Annotated in this window: 25 protein-coding genes and 1 other RNA gene; 15 read left to right on the top strand and 11 right to left on the bottom strand. The window is 57.6% G+C overall.

The window, feature by feature from the left end:
• Positions 1-8 precede the first annotated feature (8 nt).
• From trxB to pgmG, 5 genes are all read right to left on the bottom strand, one after another.
• The gene (trxB, locus tag DFP90_RS04000) at positions 9-974 is read right to left on the bottom strand and encodes a thioredoxin-disulfide reductase (RefSeq protein WP_115935098.1); all 966 of its coding nucleotides are present in this window, start codon (positions 972-974) and stop codon (positions 9-11) included.
• Positions 975-1,116: 142 nt separating this feature from the next.
• Positions 1,117-1,620: a dihydrofolate reductase gene (locus tag DFP90_RS03995; protein ID WP_115935097.1), complete on the bottom strand. Its 504-nt coding sequence runs from the start codon at positions 1,618-1,620 to the stop codon at positions 1,117-1,119.
• 19 nt (positions 1,621-1,639) lie between these two features.
• A complete protein-coding gene (locus DFP90_RS03990) occupies positions 1,640-2,434 on the bottom strand; it encodes a thymidylate synthase (protein ID WP_115935096.1) in 795 nt (264 codons plus the stop codon).
• Between the two features lie 139 nt (positions 2,435-2,573).
• Positions 2,574-4,226 carry a vWA domain-containing protein gene (locus DFP90_RS03985; protein WP_115935095.1) on the bottom strand — a complete coding sequence of 551 codons (1,653 nt, stop codon included), beginning with the start codon at positions 4,224-4,226 and terminating at the stop codon, positions 2,574-2,576.
• A 109-nt stretch (positions 4,227-4,335) separates the two neighbouring features.
• Positions 4,336-5,724, bottom strand: coding sequence for a phosphoglucomutase/phosphomannomutase PgmG (gene pgmG / locus DFP90_RS03980; protein WP_115935094.1), 1,389 nt, complete (start codon positions 5,722-5,724; stop codon positions 4,336-4,338).
• Between the two features lie 203 nt (positions 5,725-5,927).
• Between pgmG and DFP90_RS03975 the strand changes: the two genes are divergently transcribed.
• The 6 genes from DFP90_RS03975 (at position 5,928) to DFP90_RS03950 (ending at position 10,379) form a co-directional block, all read left to right on the top strand.
• Positions 5,928-6,386 carry a MarR family winged helix-turn-helix transcriptional regulator gene (locus DFP90_RS03975; RefSeq protein ID WP_115935093.1) on the top strand — a complete coding sequence of 153 codons (459 nt, stop codon included), beginning with the start codon at positions 5,928-5,930 and terminating at the stop codon, positions 6,384-6,386.
• Between the two features lie 92 nt (positions 6,387-6,478).
• Positions 6,479-7,087 carry a class I SAM-dependent methyltransferase gene (locus DFP90_RS03970; RefSeq protein ID WP_115935092.1) on the top strand — a complete coding sequence of 203 codons (609 nt, stop codon included), beginning with the start codon at positions 6,479-6,481 and terminating at the stop codon, positions 7,085-7,087.
• 3 nt (positions 7,088-7,090) lie between these two features.
• Entirely contained in the window at positions 7,091-7,477 is a 387-nt protein-coding gene (locus tag DFP90_RS03965; protein ID WP_218044562.1) for a hypothetical protein, read from the top strand.
• A gap of 43 nt (positions 7,478-7,520) precedes the next feature.
• Positions 7,521-7,881: a transfer-messenger RNA gene (gene ssrA, locus DFP90_RS03960) on the top strand.
• Positions 7,882-8,123: 242 nt separating this feature from the next.
• The gene (locus tag DFP90_RS03955; protein WP_115935091.1) at positions 8,124-8,648 is read left to right on the top strand and encodes an SspB family protein; all 525 of its coding nucleotides are present in this window, start codon (positions 8,124-8,126) and stop codon (positions 8,646-8,648) included.
• A 111-nt stretch (positions 8,649-8,759) separates the two neighbouring features.
• A complete protein-coding gene (locus tag DFP90_RS03950; protein ID WP_115935090.1) occupies positions 8,760-10,379 on the top strand; it encodes a fumarate hydratase in 1,620 nt (539 codons plus the stop codon).
• A gap of 51 nt (positions 10,380-10,430) precedes the next feature.
• Here the strand turns inward: DFP90_RS03950 and DFP90_RS22655 are convergent, their stop codons facing one another.
• Positions 10,431-10,850: a hypothetical protein gene (locus DFP90_RS22655; RefSeq protein WP_147300928.1), complete on the bottom strand. Its 420-nt coding sequence runs from the start codon at positions 10,848-10,850 to the stop codon at positions 10,431-10,433.
• A 300-nt stretch (positions 10,851-11,150) separates the two neighbouring features.
• On the opposite strand from DFP90_RS22655, the gene DFP90_RS03935 reads away from it, so the two are divergent.
• Genes DFP90_RS03935 through DFP90_RS03920 form a run of 4 tightly spaced genes read left to right on the top strand, consistent with a single transcriptional unit; the run spans position 11,151 to position 14,808 of the window.
• Positions 11,151-12,575 (top strand): S8 family peptidase, encoded by a 1,425-nt coding sequence (locus tag DFP90_RS03935; RefSeq protein ID WP_181905174.1) that lies wholly within the window; start codon positions 11,151-11,153, stop codon positions 12,573-12,575.
• A gap of 13 nt (positions 12,576-12,588) precedes the next feature.
• Positions 12,589-12,942: a hypothetical protein gene (locus tag DFP90_RS03930; protein WP_115935086.1), complete on the top strand. Its 354-nt coding sequence runs from the start codon at positions 12,589-12,591 to the stop codon at positions 12,940-12,942.
• Positions 12,943-12,995: 53 nt separating this feature from the next.
• Positions 12,996-13,919, top strand: a complete 924-nt coding sequence (rarD, locus tag DFP90_RS03925) for an EamA family transporter RarD (RefSeq protein ID WP_115935085.1) — start codon at positions 12,996-12,998, stop codon at positions 13,917-13,919.
• A gap of 34 nt (positions 13,920-13,953) precedes the next feature.
• Positions 13,954-14,808, top strand: a complete 855-nt coding sequence (locus DFP90_RS03920; RefSeq protein ID WP_181905173.1) for a VOC family protein — start codon at positions 13,954-13,956, stop codon at positions 14,806-14,808.
• 21 nt (positions 14,809-14,829) lie between these two features.
• Here the strand turns inward: DFP90_RS03920 and DFP90_RS03915 are convergent, their stop codons facing one another.
• The 3 genes from DFP90_RS03915 to purD are packed head-to-tail and all read right to left on the bottom strand — an operon-like array spanning position 14,830 to position 17,771.
• On the bottom strand, positions 14,830-16,164 hold the full coding sequence (locus DFP90_RS03915; RefSeq protein WP_115935083.1) for a TldD/PmbA family protein: 1,335 nt from the start codon (positions 16,162-16,164) through the stop codon (positions 14,830-14,832).
• Between the two features lie 27 nt (positions 16,165-16,191).
• Positions 16,192-16,458 carry a hypothetical protein gene (locus DFP90_RS03910; RefSeq protein WP_115935082.1) on the bottom strand — a complete coding sequence of 89 codons (267 nt, stop codon included), beginning with the start codon at positions 16,456-16,458 and terminating at the stop codon, positions 16,192-16,194.
• A 23-nt stretch (positions 16,459-16,481) separates the two neighbouring features.
• Entirely contained in the window at positions 16,482-17,771 is a 1,290-nt protein-coding gene (purD, locus tag DFP90_RS03905) for a phosphoribosylamine--glycine ligase (RefSeq protein ID WP_115935081.1), read from the bottom strand.
• A gap of 172 nt (positions 17,772-17,943) precedes the next feature.
• Here purD and DFP90_RS03900 point away from each other — a divergent pair, with 172 nt between their 5' ends.
• From DFP90_RS03900 to DFP90_RS03890, 3 genes are read left to right on the top strand one after another with little or no spacing between them, the layout of a single operon-like run.
• Complete coding sequence (locus tag DFP90_RS03900) at positions 17,944-18,348, top strand: hypothetical protein (protein WP_115935080.1); 405 nt, start codon at positions 17,944-17,946, stop codon at positions 18,346-18,348.
• 52 nt (positions 18,349-18,400) lie between these two features.
• Positions 18,401-19,978 (top strand): exodeoxyribonuclease VII large subunit, encoded by a 1,578-nt coding sequence (xseA, locus tag DFP90_RS03895; RefSeq protein ID WP_425452142.1) that lies wholly within the window; start codon positions 18,401-18,403, stop codon positions 19,976-19,978.
• Positions 19,975-20,799, top strand: a complete 825-nt coding sequence (locus tag DFP90_RS03890; RefSeq protein WP_115935079.1) for a M23 family metallopeptidase — start codon at positions 19,975-19,977, stop codon at positions 20,797-20,799. Before xseA ends, DFP90_RS03890 begins: the two co-directional genes overlap by 4 nt.
• Here the strand turns inward: DFP90_RS03890 and DFP90_RS03885 are convergent, their stop codons facing one another.
• Positions 20,800-21,222 (bottom strand): rhodanese-like domain-containing protein, encoded by a 423-nt coding sequence (locus tag DFP90_RS03885; protein ID WP_115935078.1) that lies wholly within the window; start codon positions 21,220-21,222, stop codon positions 20,800-20,802. It lies immediately after the preceding gene.
• Between the two features lie 106 nt (positions 21,223-21,328).
• Here DFP90_RS03885 and ftrA point away from each other — a divergent pair, with 106 nt between their 5' ends.
• The gene (gene ftrA / locus DFP90_RS03880) at positions 21,329-22,339 is read left to right on the top strand and encodes a transcriptional regulator FtrA (protein WP_115935077.1); all 1,011 of its coding nucleotides are present in this window, start codon (positions 21,329-21,331) and stop codon (positions 22,337-22,339) included.
• On the opposite strand, the gene DFP90_RS03875 is transcribed toward ftrA, so the two are convergent.
• Positions 22,289-23,674, bottom strand: coding sequence for a formimidoylglutamate deiminase (locus tag DFP90_RS03875; protein ID WP_115935076.1), 1,386 nt, complete (start codon positions 23,672-23,674; stop codon positions 22,289-22,291). The genes ftrA and DFP90_RS03875 overlap by 51 nt on opposite strands.
• A 133-nt stretch (positions 23,675-23,807) precedes the next feature.
• Between DFP90_RS03875 and hutI the strand changes: the two genes are divergently transcribed.
• Complete coding sequence (hutI, locus tag DFP90_RS03870) at positions 23,808-25,040, top strand: imidazolonepropionase (protein ID WP_115935075.1); 1,233 nt, start codon at positions 23,808-23,810, stop codon at positions 25,038-25,040.
• Positions 25,041-25,047: the final 7 nt, after the last annotated feature.

Raw genomic sequence — 25,047 nt, 5'->3', positions numbered from 1 at the left:
CCGGATGATTACTCGGCTGCGGCCATTTCACCGGCTTCCAGAGCGGCAATGAATTTTTCCGCTTCCAGGGCTGCCATACAGCCCATGCCGGCTGCGGTCACGGCCTGGCGATAGACTTTGTCGGTCACATCTCCGGCGGCAAAAACACCGGGGATATTGGTGCTGGTGGTGCCGGGTTTAACCAGGATGTAGTTATCATCATCCATGTCGATCTTGCCCTGGAAAACCTCGGTGGAAGGTTTATGGCCGATGGCAATGAAGACACCGTCGACATTCAACAGGCTCTCCTCGCCGGATTTGACATTTTTCAGGCGCAGGCCGGTTACACCCAGCGGGTTTTCGTCGCCGACAATCTCTTCCAGGACCGTGTCCCAGATCACTTCGATTTTCGGGTTTTTGAACAGACGGTCCTGCAGGATCTTCTCAGAACGCAGCTCGTCCCGGCGGTGGATCAGAGTGACCTTGTCCGCATGGTTGGTGAGATAGATAGCCTCTTCCACGGCGGTATTGCCACCACCGATCACGGCCACTTCCTTGCCGCGATAAAAGAAGCCGTCACAGGTGGCGCAGGCGCTCACACCGAAACCCTGGAATTTCTGCTCGGAATCGAGACCCAGCCAGCGGGCCTGGGCACCGGTGGAAATGATCACGCTGTCGGCGGTATAGACCGTGCCGCTGTCGCCGGTTGCACGGAAAGGGCGCGTGGTAAAATCAACGTCCATGATGATGTCATAGACGATATTGGTGCCGACATTTTCCGCCTGACCGCGCATCTGTTCCATCAACCAGGGGCCTTGGATGACATCGGCGAAACCCGGATAGTTTTCAACTTCCGTGGTGATGGTCAACTGGCCGCCGGGCTGCAGGCCCGCCACCATGGTCGGTTGCATATTGGCGCGCGCGGCATAGATGGCGGCGGTATAGCCGGCCGGGCCGGAGCCGATAATCAGAACTTTGCTATGTTGCGCGCTCATTTCGCTGCACCTTTCACATCTCAACAATCAACGGGCGGCCACTGCTCTTAAGCTGGCCTGGTTCCTGAAAATAGGCATGGCGGCCCAAATCGCAAGGGCGTAAGCGGCAATTGCCGCCGGATTTGCGCGCCGCGCCATTCTGTTATGACCGCCGGTCATAAATAACAAAGGCAAATTCCGGAATATCATCAACCGCTTCCACGGTTTCGCGGGATATTTCCTGCCAGTTGTTTCGGTCAAACTCAGGAAAATGGGCGTCACCATCCGGTGCCAGATCCACTTCCGTGATATAGAGCCGGTCGGTCAGATTCAGCGAGCTTGCATAAATCTGCGCGCCGCCGATGATCATCACATCTTCCACGCCAAGGCGTTCTGCTTCGGTTTTTGCCTTGTCCAGCGCCTCTTCCAATGTCGCACAGACCGAGACGCCCTCGGGCGCGTAATCCTGTTGGCGGGTGATGACGATATTCGGGCGGCCCGGCAAGGGACGGCCGATCGATTCAAAGGTCTTCCGGCCCATGACAATCGGTTTGCCCATGGTGGTGGCTTTGAAGAATTTCAAATCACCTGACAGATGCCAGGGCAGGCCGCCTTCGCGGCCAATCACATGGTTGCGCCCCATGGCGACAATTTGGCTGATACGCATGGCTTGTTACTCTTGGAACTTAAACGGCGACGGGCGCGGGAATATGGGGCTGAGCCACGTAATCCTGCAGCTCAAAATCCTCAAAGGTGAAAGCGAACAGATCCTTCACATCAGGGTTGATATGCATATGCGGCAGGTCGCCGGGTGTGCGGCTGAGCTGTTCATCCACCTGATCGAAATGATTGTGATAGAGATGGGCGTCACCGAAGGTATGGACAAAATCGCCGGGCTCTAGGTCACAGACCTGTGCCATCATCATAGTCAGTAGGGAATAGGAGGCGATATTGAACGGCACGCCCAGGAACAGATCCGCGCTGCGCTGGTAAAGCTGGCAGCTGAGTTTCCCATTCGCCACATAAAACTGGAACAGGCAATGGCAGGGCGGCAGCGCCATCTTATCCACATCGGCCACATTCCAGGCGCTGACGATCAGGCGACGTGATTCCGGGCTGTTGCGGATCTGGTCGAGCAAACCCTGGATCTGGTCGACCGTACCGCCGTCAGGGGTTGGCCAGGATCGCCATTGATGGCCGTAAACCGGTCCAAGGTCGCCTTTTTCATCGGCCCATTCATCCCAAATGCGGACACCGTTATCCTTCAAATATTTGATGTTGGTATCGCCCGCCAAGAACCAGAGAAGCTCGTGAATGATGCTTTTCAGATGCAGCTTCTTGGTCGTGGTGACCGGGAAGCCGGCGCTGAGATCAAAGCGCATTTGGTGGCCGAAAACGGAGCGGGTGCCTGTTCCGGTGCGATCGCCCCGGTCGGTGCCAAAGTCGCGCACTTGGCGCAAAAGATCCAGATATTGCTGCATGAAAATCGCCCGACGGATAATGATTGGCCGTTACATCCCATATCATACCCGATTCGGACAAGGGTTAGTTATTCCATGATACAAAAAGACGGGCGACAGAAGCCGCCCGTCGTGATGGTCTAGGTCAAGGACGAGAAGTTCAGCGCGATGCGAGGTTCAACCCGTCGGCCAGTTCCAGCAGGGTGACAAACTCCCGGCGATAGCCTTGGATATCCTCACCCAGGCTGCTTTCCGCCAGCTCCTGGATATCAAGGAGGCTCATTTCGCCAAGATAGTCGCTGTCCCGCAAATAGTGTCCAAAGGCTGCAACAGCTGCGGAGAAGCGGAAACGGTTGCCGGTTTCGCGCAGGTCATCATGCATGTCGGCCACCATAACTGGATATTCCAGCAGCTTGCTCTTTTTGCCTTCCGGCTCCTTGTAGCGGACCTTGATGAAGGCCAGTTCATTCTGGCTTGCCGTGAGCACCGCCGGGTCTGAATAGCGAAGCGGGTCCACCTTGGTGCCGTTGGATCCGACCAGGGCAACCTCATAAAGCGCGGTTACCGTATGGCCGGCTCCAATCTCGCCGGCATCAACCTTGTCATTGTTGAAGTCCTCACGTTTGAGCGCGCGATTTTCGTAGCCGATCAGGCGATATTCTGCGACGATGCCGGGATTAAACTCCACCTGCAGCTTCACATCCTTCGCGACCGTCATCAAAGTGGAGGAAATCTCCTCCACCAGAACTTTCCGGGCTTCGGAAAGCGTGTCGATATAGGCGTAATTGCCATTGCCGAAATCGGCCACCTGTTCCAGCAGATGATCGTTCAGATTGCCGGTGCCAAAGCCAAGAACGCTCAGGGATACGCCGGACTTGCGTTTCTCCTTAATCAAGTCGCGCAGTTTGTCGACATTACTGAGACCCACATTCAAGTCACCGTCGGTGGCCAGAATCACCCGGTTGATTCCATCCTCGATCATTGTCTCTTCCGCCTGGTCATAGGCCAGATTAATCCCGGCTTCGCCGTTGGTGCTGCCACCGGCGGTGAGATTATCGATGGCGCGGATAATTTTGGCCTTTTCATCGCCTGCGGTCGGTTCCAGCACAAGCTGGGTATTCCCGGCATAGGTGACAAGGGCGATCCGGTCCTGTTCGCGCATGCGGTTGACCAACAGCTTCAGCGAGGATTGCAGCAGGGGCAACTTGTCCCGGGCCTGCATGGAACCGGAGACATCGACCAGGAATACCAGGTTGGCCGGCGGCCGTTCTGCATGGGGTTCGTCATAGGCCTTTATGCCGATATGAAGCAATTTGGTGTTGCCGTTCCAAGGTGTCGGGGCAACTTCGGTCGTGACAGTGAAAGGCGCGTCCTGATCAGAAGGTATTGGATAATCATAGTCGAAATAATTGACGAATTCTTCAATCCGGACCGCTTCCTTGGGCGGCAGTTGGCCTTCGTTAAGATAGCGGCGCATATTGGTGTAGGAGCCGGTATCCACATCCACGCTGAAGGTTGAGACCGGGGCCTGGCTCACCAGATGGACCGGGCTTTCATCCAGATCCGCGTAGTTTTCACGGTCTTCCAGTCCGGGTAGGATGATCTGAGTTTTTCTTTCCCGGGTTTCCATCGGCGCGCCCATCGAGGCCGGTGCCTCATAGAGGCCGGAGCTTGCCTTAGCGTTGGCTTCAGACACAGTGGCACCGGTCGAACGTTGTTCATTTTGCTGCTGAACGTCACAAGCCGCCAGCAGGACAAGGCCGCCGGCCAGGGCGGTCCTTAACAGGAGACCGGAAATTACAGAATTTTTCATAACACTTCCCCTCGGAAAAAATTTCAGGATCGAGGGATAAGGTTCGCTTGTGCCGGCAAAGAGGCGGAATTGCGGTCAAATCGAGGCAGGAACCCAGTCAGGGTTGTGCCTAGGGCAAATCAAGACCGGACAGTCTCAGCTGTCTTCTCAGGGTGTCTTTCAGATATTCCAGCCCTTCATGGCTGGTCGATTCGCAACGGGCCACCAAAACCGCCTGGGTATTGGAGGCACGTAGCAGCCACCAGCCATGCTTTGTGCTGACCCGGACACCATCGAGCGTGGAAATCTCGGCCTCCGGCTCGGTGGCCAGTCTTTCGGCGACTTCCCTGACCACCTCAAACTTGCGGTTTTCATCACAATCAAAGCGCAATTCGGGCGTATTCACGGTGGTGGGCATGGCATCCAGGATGTCGGCCAGGGGTTTTTCTCCCCGGCCGAGGATCGAAAGCAGGCGCACAGCCGCATAAAGCGCATCATCAAATCCGTAATAACGGTGTTTGAAGAAAATATGCGCACTCATCTCGCCCGCCAGCAGGGCGCCGGTCTCGACCATCTTGGCCTTTACCATGGCATGGCCGCTTTTCCACATGATCGGTTTGCCGCCAAGCTTTGCCACCTCGTCAAAGAAGGTCTGGCTGCATTTCACATCGCCAATAATGGTGGCGCCGGGATGCTCGCGTAAAATCTCCCGGGCGAACAGGATCATCATCTGATCTCCCCAGACCACGCGCCCTTTTTGATCGACGACACCAATCCGGTCGCCATCGCCGTCAAAGGCAATCCCGAGATCACATTTCCGCGTGATGACATGGGCTTTCAACTGTTCCAGATTTTCCTCAATCGTCGGATCCGGGTGGTGATTGGGGAAACGGCCATCTATTTCTTCATTGAGCAGATAATGGGTGCCAGGCAGCCGGGCTGCCAGTTCCTGCATGATCTCGCCCGCTGCACCGTTTCCGGCGTCCCAGGCGACGGTCAGCGGGGTGGCGGGAGAAAAATCCTCCATGAGGCGGTTCACATAGGCCTGGGCAACAGGCGCGTTTTCTTGCGCGCCGGCGACTTCTTCAAAATTTTCTGCCTCTATCAATGTCCCCAGCCGCTGGATATCGTCGCCATGGAAAGACTGTCCGTTCAGCATCATCTTAATGCCGTTATATTCCGGCGGGTTGTGGGAGCCGGTGATCATCATCCCGGCATCGGTGCCCAGGTGATGGGTTGCGAAATAGAGCATGGGGCTTGGCCCTCGACCGACACGCCGCACGGTCATGCCGCTTTTCATCAGGCCGCCGACCAGGGCCTGTTCCAGCGCGGGGGAGGAGAGACGGCCATCAAAGCTGACGGCCACCGTCTTGCCGCCCTGCCCGCGGACATATGTGCCAAAGGCGCGCCCGATCCGATGCACCACCCCTTCATCCAGATTTTTCCCGACAATGCCCCGGATGTCGGAGGCGCGCAAAATACTGCGATCAAAGGGCAGGGAGGAACTCTGGTCGGTCATGGATAGGAATGGCTCTGTTGTTGTTCTTATTTCCAGGCAATTTTCCGGATTATGAATGAATCGCCGGGTCTTGCCAGCTCTAAAACCAGTTGGGGCGCGATCCGGGTGAATTCAGCCGAATTGACAGATGCGGGCTGTATTTTATTGACAAGGAAGAGCGGTCACCTTATATGGTTCGCCAGACGAACTAAGTTGGATGGACCATGTCTCTGGAACAGTCTCTCGATCAGCTTTACCGGTATTTGGGGCGCCTTTGGAATGACCCAGCCAAACGGCCGGGTAAGCTCTCTCACAGCGAATATGAGTATCTTCGGGGGATCGAACGCCTGGATGGGGACAAGATCGCTAAAACCGGATCACATAGTGATGTCTCGGATGATGGCCACCATTTGCAGGATCTTGTAGCGGTCTTGGGGGTGAATAAGGCCTCCGCCAGTGTGGCCGTCGCCAAACTGGAGAAAAAAGGGCTGGTTCAGCGTTTTCCGTGCCAGTTCGATGCCAGGGCGCAGCATATTGTCCTGACGCCATTGGCCAGGGCCTGCCTGACCCAGGAAGAAGTGGTATATCAGGAGGCAGTTGATCGTATCAATGCGACCTTGACCCCGGAAGAACAGGCACAACTTGCGATCTGCCTGGACAAAATCACCGGAAGGGCACGCTAAACATAGGCCGAAGCATCTTCGGGCAGGGCAGGTTCCGACCTGCCCCATTTTTAAACTTAATAAGTTAGTTAGACGAACAAAAGGAATGAATCATGACAGACCATAAGAGCCGACATACCGGTGTGGAAGAAAGAGGGCAATGGACGGAGGAAAATGCCCTTTGGTACATCCGGAACTATGGCGAACATCCCATTAACGGGATCACGGCGCAGCGCGCGCAACTGAAGCCTGTCGACACAGTGCTGGATATCGGCTGCGGTAGCGGATCGGCCCTGCGCGCGGCTTTGGCCGACGTGACTGTGGGGGAGCTGATCGGGGTCGACCCCTCGGCGACCATGATTGCGGCGGCGATAGAGCAAACAGACGGTCTAACAGGCGCTGAGCGGACACGTTTTGTCGAAGCAACCGCAGAAAATCTACCCCTCGACCGGGAGACAGTGTCGGTCGCCTGGGCGGTCAATTCCCTGCATCATTGGTCGGACATCCCGGCGGGTCTCGCAGAGGTGACCAGGGTTTTAAAAACCGGCGGCCGGTTCCTGGCAGTGGAAGAGATTTTCGAAGAAGACGGACGGGGGATGACGGGTGGCGCGCTGGCCGCTTGCCTGACCAGGGCCGGTTTTGGGATTCGCACGGCTGAGATACTGGAGACCCCCGACAGTCGCATGAATTTGGTTGAGGCCATCAAAATCGAAAGGATCTGAGCGATGGAACTGGATTTTACCAACGCCTTGATCGGATGGGCACTTTATATTCTGATCTGGATGAAGCTGCCGGAATGGGGCAGCTGGTTCAACCGCCTGCTCGGCCTGCTGCCCCAGCCGTTGCAAACCCTCTATGAACAATGGCGCTGCCCTTATTGCGTGGGCTTTTGGATCGGGCTTGGCCTGCATGCCGCAACCGGGCTTTGGACCCTACCGGTCCTGATGGATCTGCCGGAATTCTGGGGCAGTGCGGGGCCCTATCTGGCCTGGTTCTTGGATGCGCTGGTGACCGGTACATTGATGCTGGTGATGAAACTGGGCTTGGACGCCATCGCATTTCCGGCGTTGCTCGGTCACAAGGCCCGCAGTGAGATGATAGCGGGTAAATAAGCAACCGGCCCGCAGGGGATGATACCAAACAGTTACGCCATTCGGCCTTTTCATCCCAGGTCCGAACCCCTATATAAGGGATGTCGGGCAACCGACTATGGTGTTACAGGGCCTAATGGAATAAGCGCAGCGGACCCGGGGGCGGTACCCGGCGCCTCCACCAACGACACAACCATCCTGATCAGATGGTGTCAGTGGGGGCGAATTAGGATCGACGCGCGTGGTAAAGATTTTGTCTGCACTCGGCATGGTACCGCCGTTATCGGGCCAGATTATAGTTGCAAACGACAACAATGATCAGGTTGCAGTTGCTGCGTAAGCAGTCTTCTAAGACCGAATTTAAGTCCTGAGGTCTGATCACTTCAGGCGGGGCTCGGGGGAGCCTGGCAACAGAATCCCCCATTGATCCGCAGGCCGCCAATCATGCACGAATTGTTAAGGGTTTCGATCCTATAGTGACGGTGTAAGGCTGTGACGGTGGTATTGTGGCGATTGTCGTGTTGCGGAAGTCCCAGCATTCTGCTAACCGACAGAGTATTGGTAAAACTCAGGTTGATGGCCGGAAATCAAGGCGCTAAAGTCCTGCCGGACAGATTGTTCAAATTGGATGATCAAAAACCTGAAGGCAGATAGGTAGCGAGAGGGTATGACGGAAGATTTACTCGGGTATAACGAGATGGTCGAAACCGCAATGCGGTCCGTGGTGCGCCAGGCCTTGGAAAAGGCGGCGAAAGACGGACTGGCAGGCGAACATCATTTCTACATCACCTTCCGTACCGATCATCCTGACGTGATCATGCCCGCGAATCTGCGCGAGCGTTATCCCGAGGAAATGACCATCGTGTTGCAGCACCAATATTGGGGCCTGCAATCGGATGCCGAAGGCTTCGAAGTCGATCTCAGTTTCAATCAGAAACTGGAGCATCTGCGCATTCCCTTTGACGCGTTGATCACCTTTGCCGATCCGTCGGTCAATTTCGGCCTGCAGTTCCATGTGGATCCGGAAGATGATTCTTATGGTGCCGACCAGCTTGGTGCCGAACCGTCCTTTGCCCAGGATGATGTGCGCCAGGAGGAGGCTTCTCCGGAAGGCGATTCTGATGGTGACGGGGATGATTCGGGTGGCGGCAACAATGTGGTTGCCCTGGACGCCTTCCGCAAAAACAAATAACGAGCGTATGCTCAAATCAGCCCGGACCCTTTTTCCGGGCTTTTTTATATGCCGGGGGCGCCTGCCAGCCGGCTAAAACATCAGGAATGACCGGCAAGGTCAGAGGATAAAATGACGGCTACACCTCAGGATGGTCTGTTTCCGTTGGGACCGGACAATACCCGCTATAAAAAACTCAGCAGTGATTATGTGACCACCACCGAATTCGACGGTGAAGAGATCATCAAGGTTGATCCGGAGGGTATCCGCCTGCTCTGTGAACAGGCTTTCATGGATATCAACCATCTGCTGCGTCCCGGTCATCTGCAACAGTTGCGCAATATCCTGGATGACAAGGATGCCTCGCCCAACGATCACTTCGTGGCCCTGGATCTTTTGAAAAACGCCAATATCGCGGCGGGCGGGGTGCTACCCATGTGCCAGGATACCGGCACCGCGATCATTATGGGCAAGAAGGGCCGACGGATCTGGACTAAAGGCGCGGATGATGCGGCGCTGGGGCAGGGGGTGCTGGACGCCTATGCCAAGCGCAATCTGCGCTACAGCCAGGTCTCGCCCGTCTCCATGTTCGAAGAAACCAATACCAAGAACAACCTGCCCGCCCAGATCGACCTCTTTGCCGAGGGCGAAGATGCCTATAAATTCCTGTTCATGGCCAAAGGCGGCGGCTCGGCCAACAAGACATTCCTGTTCCAGGCAACCCCCAGTTATCTTCAAAAAGACCGGATGATCGGTTTCCTGGAAGAGAAGATCCGGACATTGGGTACGGCCGCATGCCCGCCCTATCATCTGGCCATCGTCATTGGCGGCACCAGTGCTGAGATGAATTTGAAGACGGCGAAACTGGCCAGTGCGCGCTATCTGGATAACCTGCCGACCAGCGGTGGTGACAAGGGCCAGGCTTTCCGGGATCTTGAGATGGAAGAGATCGTTCATGAAATGACCCGTAATATGGGGATTGGCGCACAGTTTGGCGGGAAATATTTCTGCCATGACGTGCGGGTGATCCGCCTGCCGCGCCATGGGGCCAGCCTGCCGATCGGGCTGGCGGTTTCCTGTTCCGCAGACCGTCAGGCACTGGGCAAGATTACAAAGGACGGGATCTTCCTGGAGGAATTGGAAACCAATCCGGCAAATTATCTGCCGGAGGTGACCGATGATCATCTGGAAGGCGACGTGGTCAAGATCGACCTCAACCAGCCCATGTCCGAGGTCCTCAAGATCCTGGATGGTTGTCCGGTGAAGACCAGGCTCTCTCTGACCGGCACCATCATCGTGGCGCGTGATGCGGCGCATAACAAACTGCGCGAGCGCCTGGATCGGGGCGAAGCACTGCCGCAGTATTTCAAGGATCACCCGATTTATTATGCCGGTCCCGCCAAGACACCGGAAGGTTTTGCCTCCGGTTCCTTCGGCCCGACCACGGCCGGAAGAATGGACAGCTTTGTCGATCAGTTCCAGGCGGCGGGCGGCTCCATGGTGATGTTGGCCAAGGGCAACCGCAGCCCGCAGGTGCGTGAGGCCTGTCAGAAACATGGTGGTTTCTATTTGGGTTCCATTGGTGGTCCGGCGGCAAGGCTGGCCCAGGATTGCATCAAATCCATCGAGTTGGTGGAATATGAGGAATTGGGTATGGAGGCGATCCGCAAGATCCATGTGGAGGATTTCCCAGCCTTTGTCGTGATTGACAATAAAGGCAACGATTTCTTCAAGGAATTGAAGTTGGGCTGATTCCTTGTTTCTTTCCGATTTTCAAAAGGCGCTGGGAAACCGGCGCCTTTTTTATTTTATGTCTAGGCTGTCCAGCGGGGCGGTAGGGTCCAGCATTTGCGGCTCTATGTCATCCGGGGCCGTTTCCTGTCGGGCAGGGCGGTGCCGCTCAGGCGGTCCGGCAGCCGGCATGATTTTGTCCAGGTCAATTTCCTCGGTAGGAGAGAGTGGGATCAGATTGTCTTTTTGGGCGATTTCCGCTTCGTGCTGAATCAGGGAAAAGGTGACGGCAAGACCACCGGCAATGATCAGAAGGCAGGCCAATATGTTGAAGCCCCAACCTTGAAAGCGGCCGGGCCTTGCGGGTGGTGATCGTGATGAAGAGGAATCTTCAGTCCCCAGTCTCCAGCCGATATCTTCCGGAGACATGCCTCGGTCTTTGAGGGCCTGCAGGATGGGCCTGCGTGGCTTGTCCAAATACGGGCTCGTCATAGGTCTTCTTCCCCAAATCCGTTCGGAACATGCGGGGAAAGGCGTATTGAAATGCGTTCATCCGCCTCCCAAAACCATCCCGAACGCAGAGCCAGTATGGCATTTGATAGGCTTCAAATCAATAATTTTGCAATTTAATGGGGTGGAGTGCGTATATTTTTCAACGATAACAATGGACTGGATAAAGAGAATTTTCCTGTAATTCGGTGTATGATGGGGTTGCGGCAGTAACCGGCTGAAAAAAGGGTGCCGCCTTTTCATAATGCCGGACGAGTTTCATTCCTGTTGCAGGATATGGTTATGGCCCGATACTTATCAAACGGATTGTCTGGAGGGATCAACGGCATCGTAATGCTGTTGATCGGATCAATGGCCAATTTGCCATCGGTTCATGCGGATGATTTTGCCCAATTGACGGAACGGGCTGCGGAGAGCGGGCGGGTAACCGTCCTGGCCGGTGAGTGGCAGCCGATTACCGGTGAGATCCGGCCGGAGGATCTGGAAAGCGCCATCACAGGAACCGCCGACCGGGAAAAGGAAATTGCCTCTCTGTTGAGCCATGTTGAAAAGTTCGGTGGGGATGCCCGTGCCTTGCGCCAGTATCGTTATCTTCCCGTCGCGGCCTATTCAGTGGATGCCAAAGGGCTGGCAGCGCTCAGGGATTATTCAGAAAATATGCGTGTCTGGTCGGATGTGCCGATGGGGGTTTCCCTTACCGACAGTGTGCCGATGATTTCCGCGCCGGCCTTTTGGGCCAGCCATGGGGAAGGCCATGGGCAGACCATTGCCGTCCTTGATGCGGGCGTGGATGCGGGCCATCGGTTTTTTGGCGGTCGTGTGATCCGAGAAGCCTGCTTTACCAGGAAAGCCTGCCCCAATGGCGGCGACAGCATGTATGGCGCAGGAGCGGCGCAGACGGATAACAAGCACGGCACCCATGTGGCCGGGATCGCGGCCGGTTCCGAACCGGGTTTGCGTGGGGTGGCGCCAAAAGCAAGCATCATTGCCCTGAAAGTCCTGAAGGAAGATGGCATGGGCCATGCGTCTGATATCCTGGCCGGGCTGGATTATCTGATGCATCTGGTCTTGAACGAGGGTGTTTCCCTGGCCGCGGTCAATCTCAGCCTGGGGGCTTCGGAAGGGTCGAACAGCCTTTGCGCGGATAATCCTTTTGAGGCTTTCGCCCGTTTGTTCCGGGCGAAAGGCATCATTCTGGTGTCGGCGTCGGGCAATGCCGGCAAGGAGAATTTCCTGAGCCTGCCCGCCTGCGCGCCATCGATTGTCAGTGTCGGGGCGGTTGATGACCATTATGCGGTCGCGGAGTTTTCGAACTGGTCTCCTTATTTGGACTTCTTTGCGCCCGGGGTGCAGATCATGTCGTCGGCGGATATGCGTGGCTATTGGTATTTGAGCGGCACCTCGATGGCGGCTCCCCACGTGAGCGGGGCCATCGCCCTGATTCGGGGGCGTTCCCCGGAGATGACGGTTGATCAGCTGTTGGCCTCGCTGCGTTCAAACAGGCTTGTTGGAAATACCGGCATTCCGATGGTGGAGCTGCCGGGGCCTGGGCAGAAACCCAGCACCAGTGAAAAATCGCCGCCGGTCCTAGACCCAATCATCACGCCGAAACCAAAACCGGTACCGAAAAAGACGGAAACGGGAACCATGCCGGTCGATGGCGGATTATCCTCCGATCAAGATGGCGTGACCGCCATTATTCAATAGGAAAAGAAGCGCAATGACCTTTCTGAAACAGGCTCATTTTTCTGTCTTTCTACTGGGAGCTATTTTCTTTCTATCGGCTTGCCAGGACGAAAGCGCTGACTTGGCGGCGGAAAAAATCCCGGTCGTGGTTGAGTTGGATATCGCTGGCTATCCGGCGGGTGATACGCCCAAGGCCATTGAGCAGGCACAGCAGGCCCTGTTGGCAAAGGTGGCGGAAACGGAAATGGATTTCTCTGTCTCCAGAACCTATCGCATGCTGCCGCACCTGGCGCTTTCCACCGATGGCGATGGTCTGGCTTTCCTGTTGTCGCAAAAGGAGGTTTTAGCGGTCCGTCCAGACCGGACTGTTTCCATTCTTTCACAATAGCTGCAGCGAAAAGGACGCTTGAGCATCAAACAAATTGATGCCAATGACTGGGGATGGACAAGATTTCACCTTCCGCCGTAACAGGCGATGAGAACCGGGCAGGCCTGTTTTTCGGGCTGACCGCGTTTGGCATCTGGGCACTGTTCCCGCTTTATTGGGAACGGCTTGATCATGTGGATGCGGTGGAAATACTGGCCCATCGCGCTTTATGGACGGCGCCCATCTGCGCCCTGGTGCTGGCCTATAATCGGGAGCTGCGTGAGGCCTTCAAGGTGTTCCGGCAGCCGCGCACCCTGGCCCTGCTGGCCCTTTCTATGGCGATGATCAGCTTTAACTGGGGTGTCTATATTTGGTCGGTTACCCATGGCGAGGTTCTTCAGGCCAGCATGGGCTATTTCCTCAATCCTCTCGTGAATGTTCTAGCCGGTCTCACCTTGTTTCGGGAGAAATTGCGCCTGGGCCAATGGTTCGCGGTCGGTTTGGCGGCGACAGGGGTTGTTTATGCCGGTTTTGCATTTGATACCTTCCCCTGGATCGGGGTCAGCCTAGCGGTCACTTTTGGGGCCTATGGTGCGCTTCGCAAGATGGTGACTGTTTCTGCGGTGCCGGGCCTGTTTGTGGAAACGTTGCTTATCCTGCCATTTGCTCTGGGTTATATGCTGTGGCTGTATCAGACCGGGACGGGCCAGTTCCTGGTCGGGGATCTGTCAACGGATCTGTTACTCTTGGGGGCTGGGATCATGACTGCGGTGCCGTTGCTTTGTTATGTAGCAGCCGCAAGACGCCTGCCGATCTCGACCGTGGGAATGCTGTTTTATATTACGCCCAGCGGCCTTTTCATCCTGGCGACCACCCTGTATGGCGAAACGGTGACGGTGTCGGATATGATAACCTTTGGTTTCATCTGGGCCGGGCTGATCCTGTTCACTTTCGAGCGGCAGCGTCATGCCCGCCGACTGCGTGAAACAGCCGTCTGAGCGATCAACATCCATTTTTCAGGGGGAATGTATCATGTCATCCAAGACAGCGATTGCGGGAATTGATCATTCCATCATTGGGGTGCGTGATCTGGAGGCGGCCCGGGAGACCTATTTGAAACTGGGGTTCACCGTGACCCGCAGGGGCCGCCATATCGGCTGGGGCACCGCCAACTATTGCATCATGTTCGGGCCGGATTATCTGGAGATCCTGGGCATTGTTGACCCCACCCAATTTGATGCGGGGCTGAATGATTTCATCCGCATACGGGAAGGGTTTTTGAAACTGGTTCTGCGCAGTGATGATGCGGATATGACCGCCCGGCATCTGAAAGCCGCCGGGTTTGACATGCAGCCGGTTCAGGATCTGGCCAGATTGTTGGAAATGCCGGAAGGCGATGTCAAACCAGCCTTCAAGCTGATGCATCCCAAAGACGGAAACCTGCCAGGCTTTTCCGGTTTCCTATGCCAGCATCTGACACCGGATTTGGTCTGGCGGCCGGAATGGATGGCCCATGAAAATGGCGCAAAGGCTGTTCATGCCTATGTGATCCTGCATCAGGATCCAGAGAGCCTGGCCGCGGTCTATGAAAGCTTCTTTCAAGAACCGGTGGTCCGCCAGCCGGGCCGGTTGATCGTTGAAACTGGTGGCGGCAAATTGGTCTTCATTCACCCCGATCAGATGGATCAGCTCTATCCCGGCCTGGAATGGGTGGGGCCTCTGGAGGATGGCACGATCCTGGCTGCCAGTATCGCGGTGGAGGATACTGATCGGACGGAAGCGGTGCTTTCCTGCAATGGTGTCGGGCATCTACGCCATGGGGATGGTTCTATTCTGGTTCAGCCTGGTAATACCCATGGAATCGCCCTGGCTTTTCAGGCGCTGTGATCACTGCGGGCAGCCGGACCGTCACATCCCGGCCAGGGTCATGCCATCGATGCGGATAGTGGGCGCATTGCAGCTATATTTAAACTCAAGGTCGCTGGCCGCCGTCATTTCCATGAACATGTCTTTCAGATTGCCCGCGATGGTCACTTCGCTGACCGGATAGGCAATCTTGCCATCGATGATGGCGAAACCGGAAGCGCCCCGGCTATAGTCGCCGGTAACGCCATTCACCCCCATGCCCATCAGGCTGGTGATATAGAAACCCTGCTTGATATCCGCCATCAAGTCTTCCGGCGAGAGCTGGCCTGCTTCAATATGTACATTGGTGGTGGCGGGCGAGGGCGGTGAGCCGACACCGCGTGCCGCGTTGCCGGTGCTTTCCATGCCCAGCTGGCGCGCGGTCCGCAGATCCAGGACCCAGGTGGTCAACTGACCGGCATCCACCAGTTTCTTGGCATGGTTGGCCAGGCCTTCCGCATCAAAAGGTTTGGAACCCAGGCCGCGCAGGCGGTGCGGGTCCTCGACAATGGTGATGCTGCTGGCCATGACGGCCTGGCCCAGTTTGTCCTTCAGGAAGCTGGTGCCGCGTGCGATGGAGGCCCCGTTGATCGCGCTGGTCAGATGCCGGGCAAGGCCGTTTGATATGCGCGGATCAAAAATCATCGGCATGGCAGCGGTGCCAATCTTTTTTGGCCCCAGCTTGGCAACCGCCTTGTTGCCAGCGGTCCGGCCGATCTCGTCCAGATTGCCGAGATCAGACCCGTGGATCACATTTTTGAAATCATAATCGGTTTCCATCTCGACACCGCTGCCCGCCAGAACAGACACGCCCACCCCGTGGCGGCTGTTGCGATAAGTGCCGGAAAAACCGTTGGACGCGACCAGATTGACTTCCCACTGGTTCCAGTCTGCCTCTGCACCCTCCGAATTGGTGATGCCGTCTACGGCCAGGGCCGCTTCCTCGACAATGCGCGCACGCTCGATCAGGGTCTCCGCATCCGGCTCCTGGGCATCATAGAGATCCAGATCCTTGGGTTGGCCGGTGAACAACTGATCCGGATCAGCCAAGCCGACATATTGATCTTCCGGAACGGCCTTGGCCATGGCGATCGCCTGATCCACCAGGGTATCGAGCGAGGCGGTGTCCCAGTCATTGCTGGAAACCATGGCTTGGCGCTGGCCCACGAGAACTCTCAAACCCAGATCATGGGCCTCCGACCGCTCCAGCTTCTCCATCTTGCCAAGCCGTTGGGCATGGGAGACGGAAATGGCGGTGGCGCCCAGCGCGTCTGCGGCATCGGCCCCTTTTGCCAGAGCCTTTTTAACCAGATCGTTGAGCAGGGTTTGGGTGTCCATGAAACAGGCGCTCCGTTGGTATTGCGTTTATTGTGACAGGCTATTGAACACGGCCCACAGGGTAAAGCCGATAATGCAGCCTCCGGCGAATATGGTGACGATCTTCACCCGCCGCAAATTTTCCGTGAGATCGGGCAGTTCATCCGGGTGATGGCGGTCTGCTGAATTTTCACGCCCGGCTTTGCCTGATCGGCCTTTGGCAACCCGCCGGAGCAGGCCGAACAGAACCACGATAAAGAGGATGAAGGCTGCCACCAGCCAGCTATGTTCGCGAATGAAATCCGCTGAGGTCATGGCAGTCCTATCCTTCCCTGCCGTCAGTTTTCCGCTTTTTCCCGCCCGACCGCGCGCCAGCCGATATCGGTGCGAAAATAGCCGTGAGGCCAATTCACCTTATTGACGGCCTCATAGGCCTTGGCTTGTGCATCGGTGACGGAATCTGCGCGTGCGGTCACATTCAAGACCCGGCCTCCGGTGGCCAGCAGATCGCCATTTTCGCCAAGCGCGGTGCCTGCATGGAAAATAGTGACCGCTTCATCCGCTTGCGCGGCATCCAGATTTCGGATCACGGTGTTTTTCTCATAAGCACCCGGATAGCCGTCGGCGGCCATGACCACGGTCAGGGCGGTTTCATCCTTCCAAGCGGGACGCGCCTGGTCCAGCGCGCCGCTGGCGGAAGCGTCCAGCAGCGCCAGGATGTCGTTGCCCAGGCGCATCATCAGGACCTGGCATTCCGGATCGCCGAAACGCACATTAAATTCGATCACCTTCGGGCCCTGAACCGTAATCATCAGGCCTGCGAACAAAACCCCTTTATAGGGTTTGCCCTCATTGGCCATGCCGATCATCAAGGGCGTGATAATGGTTTCCATGATCTGGGCTTCGATTTCAGGCGTGCAGACCGGGGCGGGGCTGTAGGCGCCCATGCCGCCGGTATTGGGGCCTTTGTCGCCGTCGAAAACCGCTTTGTGATCTTGGGCGGAACCAAAGGCGCGGGCGGTCATCCCGTCACAGATCGCAAAGAAGGAAAGCTCTTCGCCGACCATGCATTCCTCGATCACCACTTCCGCGCCCGCATCGCCAAAGGTGCCGCCGACCATGGCATCATCCACGGCTTTCAGGGCTTCTTCCAGGCTCTGGGCGACGGTGACCCCTTTACCGGCGGCCAGGCCGTCGGTTTTGACCACGATGGGCGCGCCCTTTTCTTTCACATAGGCGCGGGCGGCTTCCACATCGGTGAAGCGCTGATATTCGGCGGTGGGGATTTCATATTTCGCCAGGATATCCTTCATGAAGCCTTTGGAGCCTTCCAATTCGGCTGCCGCTGCACTGGGGCCGAAGGATTTAATCCCGACCGCATCCAGCTTGTCGGCCAGGCCCAGCACCAGCGGCGCTTCGGGGCCGATCACGACCAAATCGATGCTCTGGTCCATGGAAAACTGGACAATCCCTTCCACATCCTCGGCCTTGATGGCAACGCATTCGGCCACATCCCGGATGCCGGCATTGCCGGGCGCGCAAAACAGCTGCTCGCACTGATCGGATTTGGCGATCGCCCAGCAAAGGGCATGTTCCCGGCCACCGGAACCAACGACGAGAATTTTCATGGGAATTCAGTCTCTCTAGCGATGAAAATTGCAAAGATGGTTTCTTCTGGGCGGGGTTTTAGCATGGCTCACCCCAATTGACGACCTTTCAAACGCGATATTGTGAAACAGGGCTTGTCTCTTTAGGTTTGCGGGTCCGTCGAAATTTAGGGAACCAGTCTTGAGGTATCAAATGTTGTTGCGTGCTGTCCGGTCTTTTGCGCTTAGCTGTGCGGTTCTGCCGATCCTGCTCTCCCAAGCGGGTGCGGAGGATCAGGATGTCCTGAAAATCTTTGACCGGTTCGTCACCGCCGAGATCGTCGCCACAAGATGCGGCCAGATGAATGAAGAGACCGTGCAGAAATACCAGGCCAACTTCATGGCCCTGATGCCGGCCGTCTATAAACAGCTGGCCGAGATGCGCGAGGATCTGGATAAGAAACAACGCCAGGCCATTATCGAGGCACGGCGCCAGATGCTGAGACAGAATGTCACCGCTAATATCCAGGATATGGGCTGTGACCATGAAACTATCCAGAAGATCCTGGCGCTTTATAAGGTTCATGCGGAGTGGAATGCGTCTGGTGATGGTGCATGACGACCGTTCCATTGGCCTTTGCCATAGCGACGATGAGCAATAGAATACTGTTATGATGGATTTGTTTGACGCACCGCCGGAACCCAAGGCGGAAAAAAAGCCTGCCAGCAACCTGCCCGAATTGACGGTGACAGAGCTCTCTCTCGTGCTGAAACGCACGGTCGAGGATGCCTTTTCCTATGTCCGGCTGAGGGGTGAGATTTCCGGTTTCAAGCGGGCGGCCTCCGGCCACATGTATATGGCGCTGAAAGATACCGATTCGGTCATTGATGGGATCTGCTGGCGCGGGCAGGCCTCGAAACTGTCGGTGTTGCCGGAAGACGGGCTGGAAGTGGTGGTGACCGGCAAATTGACCACCTATCCCGGTCGCTCGAAATACCAGATCGTGATCGAGAGCATGGAACTGGCGGGGGAGGGCGCGCTCCTGAAACTGCTGGAAGAACGGCGCAAGAAACTGGCCGCCGAAGGCCTGTTTGCGGAGGAACGCAAGCGTCCGCTTCCTTTCCTGCCCCAGGTGATCGGCGTTGTGACCTCGCCCACAGGGGCTGTCATCCGCGATATCCTGCACCGGCTGAAAGACCGCTTCCCGCGCCATGTATTGCTCTGGCCGGTCATGGTCCAGGGGGAAGGTGCGGCGGAACAGGTGGCGCGCGCCATTGCAGGGTTCAACCGGCTGCCCGATGGCGGCAAGGTGCCAAGGCCCGATCTGTTGATCGTCGCCAGGGGCGGCGGCAGCCTGGAAGATCTTTGGGCCTTTAACGAGGAAGTGGTGGTGCGCGCGGCGGCGGCAAGCGAAATTCCGCTGATCTCCGCAGTTGGCCATGAAACCGATACCACCTTGATCGATTTTGCGTCCGACCGGCGCGCGCCGACCCCGACGGCGGCGGCGGAAATGGCCGTACCGGTGCGCACCGACCTCATTGCCATGGTTAAGGATATGGACCGGCGGGCGATCAGCGGCCTCAATCGTCAACTGCAGGAAACCGCCCGCCATCTGGAAGGGTTGGGCCGCGGCCTGCCGAAACCGGATAGTCTGCTGCAGGTGGCGTCCCAGCGATTGGATGATTATGCGGAGCGGCTGGGCCTTGGCTGGCAGGCGGGCCTGCGCAGCCTAGAACAGCGCACGGCGCTGGCCGGCAGCCGGTTGCGTTCCCCGCGTGAAGTGCTGGACCATAAGGCCGAACGGCTGGCTGGGTTGGGCGAGCGACTGAATACCGCCCTTAATCAAGCCAGGCGGCAGGCGGAACGGCGTTATGAGGACCGGCGGCTGGGCGAGCGGCTGGATCAGGCCTTTGGCCGGATCGCAACCGATGGGAACCGTCATCTGGAACGGCTGGATGCGCAGTTGGAGGCACTATCCTATCAAAATGTCCTGAAGCGCGGTTATGCCGTGGTCCGGGATGAAAACGGGCAGGTGATCAGCACCGCGGAAGCGGCCCATGCGGCGGGCAATGGCTCGGTCGGTTTCCAGGATGGCGGTGTGGATGTGGTTTTTGGCGCGGGCAGCTTTGCCGATGTCATCACAAAAAGGACCCAGCCGAAACCGAAAGCCAAGGCCAAGAAAACGGAAGCGGCAAAACCGGACGAGGCGGAAGCCAAGCCGGAAAACAGACAGGGAAGCTTGTTATGAAATGGATGGGTGTTTTCCTGGGGCTGATGCTGGCGCTTGGCACAGCCAGGGCTGATGACCGCACGCAATTGGACGGGAATTTCACTCAGGGTGGTTTGGTGATTGGCAAGACCTTGCCAGGTACGACCATTCAGTTTGACGGTCGGCAGGTGCGGGTCTCAAAAAACGGTGACTTCATCATCGGCTTTCACCGGGATGATCCAACGGCCATGGCGCTGGAAATCCGTTATCCCGACGGCAGTGCGGAAACACGTCCGCTTTCCATCGTCATACGGGACTATCAGATTCAGCGCATTGACGGTCTGCCGCCCAAAAAGGTGACGCCGCCGGAGAGCCTGCTGAAACGCATCCGTGCGGAGGCAGCGAAGGTAAGGGAAACCAGGAAAATCGACCGGGATACGACCTGGTTCCTGGAGGGTTTCATCTGGCCGGCCAAGGGCCGCATCTCCGGTGTTTACGGATCACAGCGGGTGCTGAACGGCCAGCCGAAACAGCCCCATTACGGCATTGATATCGCAGCGCCCAAGGGAACACCGGTCCTGGCTCCGGCCTCCGGCATAGTCACATTGGCGGAACCGGACCTTTATTATTCCGGCGGCACGATCCTGTTGGATCACGGCCATGGGCTGGCCTCCGGTTTCCTGCATCTGGACAAGGTTGAGGTGGCGGTCGGGCAGTTCGTGAAAAAGGGCGAGCGGCTCGGCACCGTGGGGTCGACCGGCCGCTCGACCGGCGCGCATCTCGACTGGCGGGTCAACTGGTTCGACAAACGGATCGATGCCAGCCTTCTGGTCCCGCCCATGGATGCGGCGACAAACTGATCATTTTTGCCGCACATGGCCCGGTTCTGGACCGTTTGCAAAGTCAAAGCCCTCATCGGCCCAGCCGGTCATGCCGCCGATCATTTCCTTGACCGGCAGGCCCAATTCGGCCAGGCGGATCGCCGCCTTGTTGGCCCCGTTGCAATGGGGCCCCTCGCAATAGACCACAAACAGGGTGTTGGCCGGAAATTCCGCCATCTTGCGTTGGATGATCTTGCGGTGGGGCAGGTTGATGGCACCGGGCACATGAGCTGCCTCATAACAATCGGGCGGGCGCACATCCAGCAGGATGAAATCATGATTGCCGGTCGCCATGGCTTCATGGGTGTCCCAGCAATCCGCCTCGAACCCAAGGCGCGCCTTGAAATGGTCAAGTGCCTTATCGGAGGGGGCGGCGGGTGTTTCGGTAACCGGACTGGCCATTTTTATCATTCCTTTCGGCGGATGTTGTTTGGTTCCTGGAGGATAGGTACCGGCGCATATTTCGTCTATTGGCGTGAATGACAATATGCGTTAATAAAGTGCCATTATGAGAAACATTGACCAAAACGGCCCCTTGGCCTGCATATTGGCCTATGACGGCCTTTGCACTTTTGAGTTCGGCATCTGTGTCGAGGTGTTTGGCCGCAAGCGCCCGGAGCTGGATGTAGATTGGTATCGTTTTGCGGTGATTGCCCGGGAAAAGGGCCCCTTTGCCATGGATGGCGGATTGATGGTCCAGGCTTCGCACGATCTGGAAATGGGGGAAGAGGCGGATTTGATCATTGTGCCGGGCTGGCCCTCGCCGGATGCACCGGTGGATCCGGCGGTGATTGGCCTGTTGCAGCGGGCGGTGGCGCGCGGGGCCATGGTCGCCTCCATCTGTTCCGGTGTCTTTGTGCTGGCGGAAGCGGGGCTGTTGGCGGGGCGGCGGGCGACAACCCATTGGCGATACACCGATGCTTTCCATCGGCGCTTTCCCGAGATCACCCTGGAACCGGATGTGCTGTATGTGGATGAGGGGCAGGTGCTTACCTCCGCAGGCTCGGCGGCCGGGCTGGATCTCTGTCTGCATATCGTGCGGCGGCGCTTTGGTGTGGAGGTCGCCAATTCCGTTGCAAGGCGCTTGGTCCTGCCAGCCCATCGGGAGGGCGGTCAGGCGCAGTTCGTGCCAAAGCCCGTGGCCAGGTCCGGCGGCGGGGATCTGTCGGGACTGATGGACCGGGTCCGCCGTCAGCTGGATCAGGAATGGACTGTCACACGCATGGCTGGGGAAGCGGGCTTTAGCCTGCGTACGCTCATTCGCCGGTTCAAGGACGGGACCGGTCAAAGCCCGCTGGCCTGGCTAACGGCGGAGCGTGTGGCCTATGCGCGGGAATTATTGGAGACCACAGATTTCAATGTGGAGCAGATTGCGCAGCTCAGCGGGTTGAACACGCCGGAAACCCTGCGCCATCATTTCCGCAAACAGGTGGGGATTGCCCCGCTGGCCTACCGGGCGGCCTTCGGATCAGGCGGTCAGCCGCTCAAGCACCGCCTTGAAACGGGTGCGGATCTCTGATTCCAGCGGATGGGTCCGCTCCCGGATGCGCCAATGGCCGCCGACCATGACATCCCGGATGAGATTATCATTCCCGGAAAAGACCAGGGCATCCAGGATCTGATCCCCGTTTTTGCCATGCAGGTTCACATGATCCGCGTCCAGCACGATCAGATCGGCCCGTTTGCCAACAGCGATGGTTCCTGCATTGCGGGCCAGGGCTTGCGCGCCACCATGTGCCGCCTCGGTCCAGAGGGTGGCCCCCACGGATGGTTGGGTCTCACTGGCCGCCAGATTGCGCCGACGGTGGGTCAGGCGCTGGCCATATTCCAGCAGGCGCAGCTCTTCCACCGGGCATTGGCTGACATGGCTATCGGACCCGATGCCCCAGATACCTTTCTGTTCCCGGAAGCGCAGGAAGGGGAACAGGCCGTCGCCCAGATTGGCCTCCGTCGTTGGACAGATCCCGGCTACGGCCTTTGATGCGGCGATCCGATCACATTCCCCGTCGGTCAGATGGGTGGCATGGACCAGGCACCAACGCCCGTCCACCTCGATCTTGTCATAGAGCCATTCCACCGGGCGCTGTCCGGACCAGGCAAGGCAATCCTCCACCTCGCGGACCTGTTCCGCAATATGGATATGGACCGGCGCAGTGTGGTCTTCCTCATGCAGGCTGGTGACTGCCTGGGTTAGATAGGCCTCATCCACAGCGCGCAGGCTGTGCGGCGCCAGGCCGACCCGGATGTTGGGATTATCTGCAAAGGCCTGCCTGGTGGCGGAAATGATCTCTATTATGCCGTCCGGATCATTCTTGAAACGCTGTTGAGCGGTGCCAAGCGGCGTGGCACCGAAACCGCCATAGGCATAAAGCACCGGCAGGTGGGTTGCCGCGATCCCGGTCGCCTGGGCGGCCTGCATCACCCGGCAGGACATTTCCGCGATATTGTCGTAATGGGCGCCGCCGGGCCCATGGTGGAGATAATGGAACTCACCGATCGCAGTATAGCCGCGTTTCAGGCATTCCAGGTAAAGCTGGGCGGCGATGGCCTGGGCGTCTTCCGGGGTGATGCGGGCCAGGAAACCATACATCACCTCGCGCCAGGTCCAGAAACTGTCCTGTGGGTCGCCCTGGCGCTCGGCAAGGCCCGCCATGGCGCGCTGAAAGGCGTGGCTGTGCAGGTTGGTCATGCCGGGCAATACTGGGCCGTCGGCTATTTCCGCATCCGGAATCTCATCAGGGGCTAAAGCGCTTTGAACAACGGTCAGATCGCCATCGCAATCCCATTCCAGCAGGATATTTTCGGCCCAGCCATCGGCCAGCAGGGCGGATTTTGCAAAAAGACGATTGGCCATTTTTCGTTCCCGGCGGTTAGAATTGCGCTTTTAATGCCCGGCGCATTATGATTAATCTAGCTTGTATATACAACTTGAATGCCAATCAGGACAATAGGCAATTCAAGCAGTTTCATTTTCGAGAGGCAGGCCCATGTGGGATACGATCTGGATCAACGGCAAACTGGCAACCATGGACGCGCGCCATATGGCCAACGGCGATGGATATGGTGCGATTCCAGATGGTGCCATCGCTATTGAAGGCGACCGGATTGCCTGGGTCGGGCGCATGCGCGAACTGCCAGACCGGCCGGAAGCCCTGGCAACCCACGTGCGGGATGCTGGCGGGCGCTGGATCACGCCGGGCCTGGTGGATTGCCACACCCATCTGGTTTATGGCGGTAACCGCGCCAAAGAGTTTGAATTGCGCCTGACCGGTGCCAGCTATGAAGAGATTGCCCGGGCCGGCGGCGGGATTGTTTCCACTGTCCAGGCAACCCGTGCCGCCAGCGAGCAGGAGTTGTTGGAAAGCGCCTCGGTCCGGCTGGAACGGCTGATGGAAGAAGGTGTCACCACGGTTGAGATCAAATCCGGCTATGGCCTGGATACGGAAACCGAATGCAAGATGCTGCGGGTTGCCCGGAAATTGGCCGATCAGCATTCCATCACCATCCGCACCACCTTCCTGGGCGCCCATGCGCTGCCGCCTGAATTTAAGGATAGACCCGATGAATATATCGATCTGGTCTGTTCCGAGATGCTGCCCAAAGTGGCGGAACAGGGGCTGGCCGATGCGGTGGATGCTTTTTGTGAGGGGATCGGTTTCACGCCGGCACAGACGGAAAAAGTCTTTCAGGCGGCGGAACGCTATAGCCTGCCGGTGAAACTGCATGCGGACCAACTGTCTGACCTGGATGGGGCAGCACTGGCGGCCAAGCATAATGGTCTTTCCGCCGATCACCTGGAATATACCAACGAAAAGGCGGTCAAGGCCATGGCGCGGGCCGGAACGGTGGCGGTGCTGCTGCCCGGGGCATTCTATTTCCTGCGCGAAACCAAGATGCCACCGATGGAGGCCTTCCGCGAACATGGGGTGCCGATTGCGCTTGCCACGGACAGCAATCCGGGCTCCGCGCCGGTGACATCTCTTTTGTTGATGATGAATATGGCCTGCACGCTCTTCCGGATGACCCCGGCGGAGGCGCTGGCTGGTATCACCATTCATGGCGCAAGGGCATTGGGACTGGCCGACCGGGTCGGTAGCCTGACGGTGGGCAAGCGCGCGGATTTTGTGCTCTGGGATATCGAGGAACCGGCGGAACTGGCCTATCGAATCGGCCATAATCCCTGTGCCGGGGTCATCCGGTCCGGGCATATCGCCCGGTAATTTTTCG

Source organism: Aestuariispira insulae, assembly GCF_003385955.1.
Classification (GTDB): Bacteria; Pseudomonadota; Alphaproteobacteria; order UBA8366; family Aestuariispiraceae; genus Aestuariispira; species Aestuariispira insulae.
Note: the sequence above shows the minus strand (reverse complement) of the source record. Positions and strands in the feature narration are given on the sequence as shown.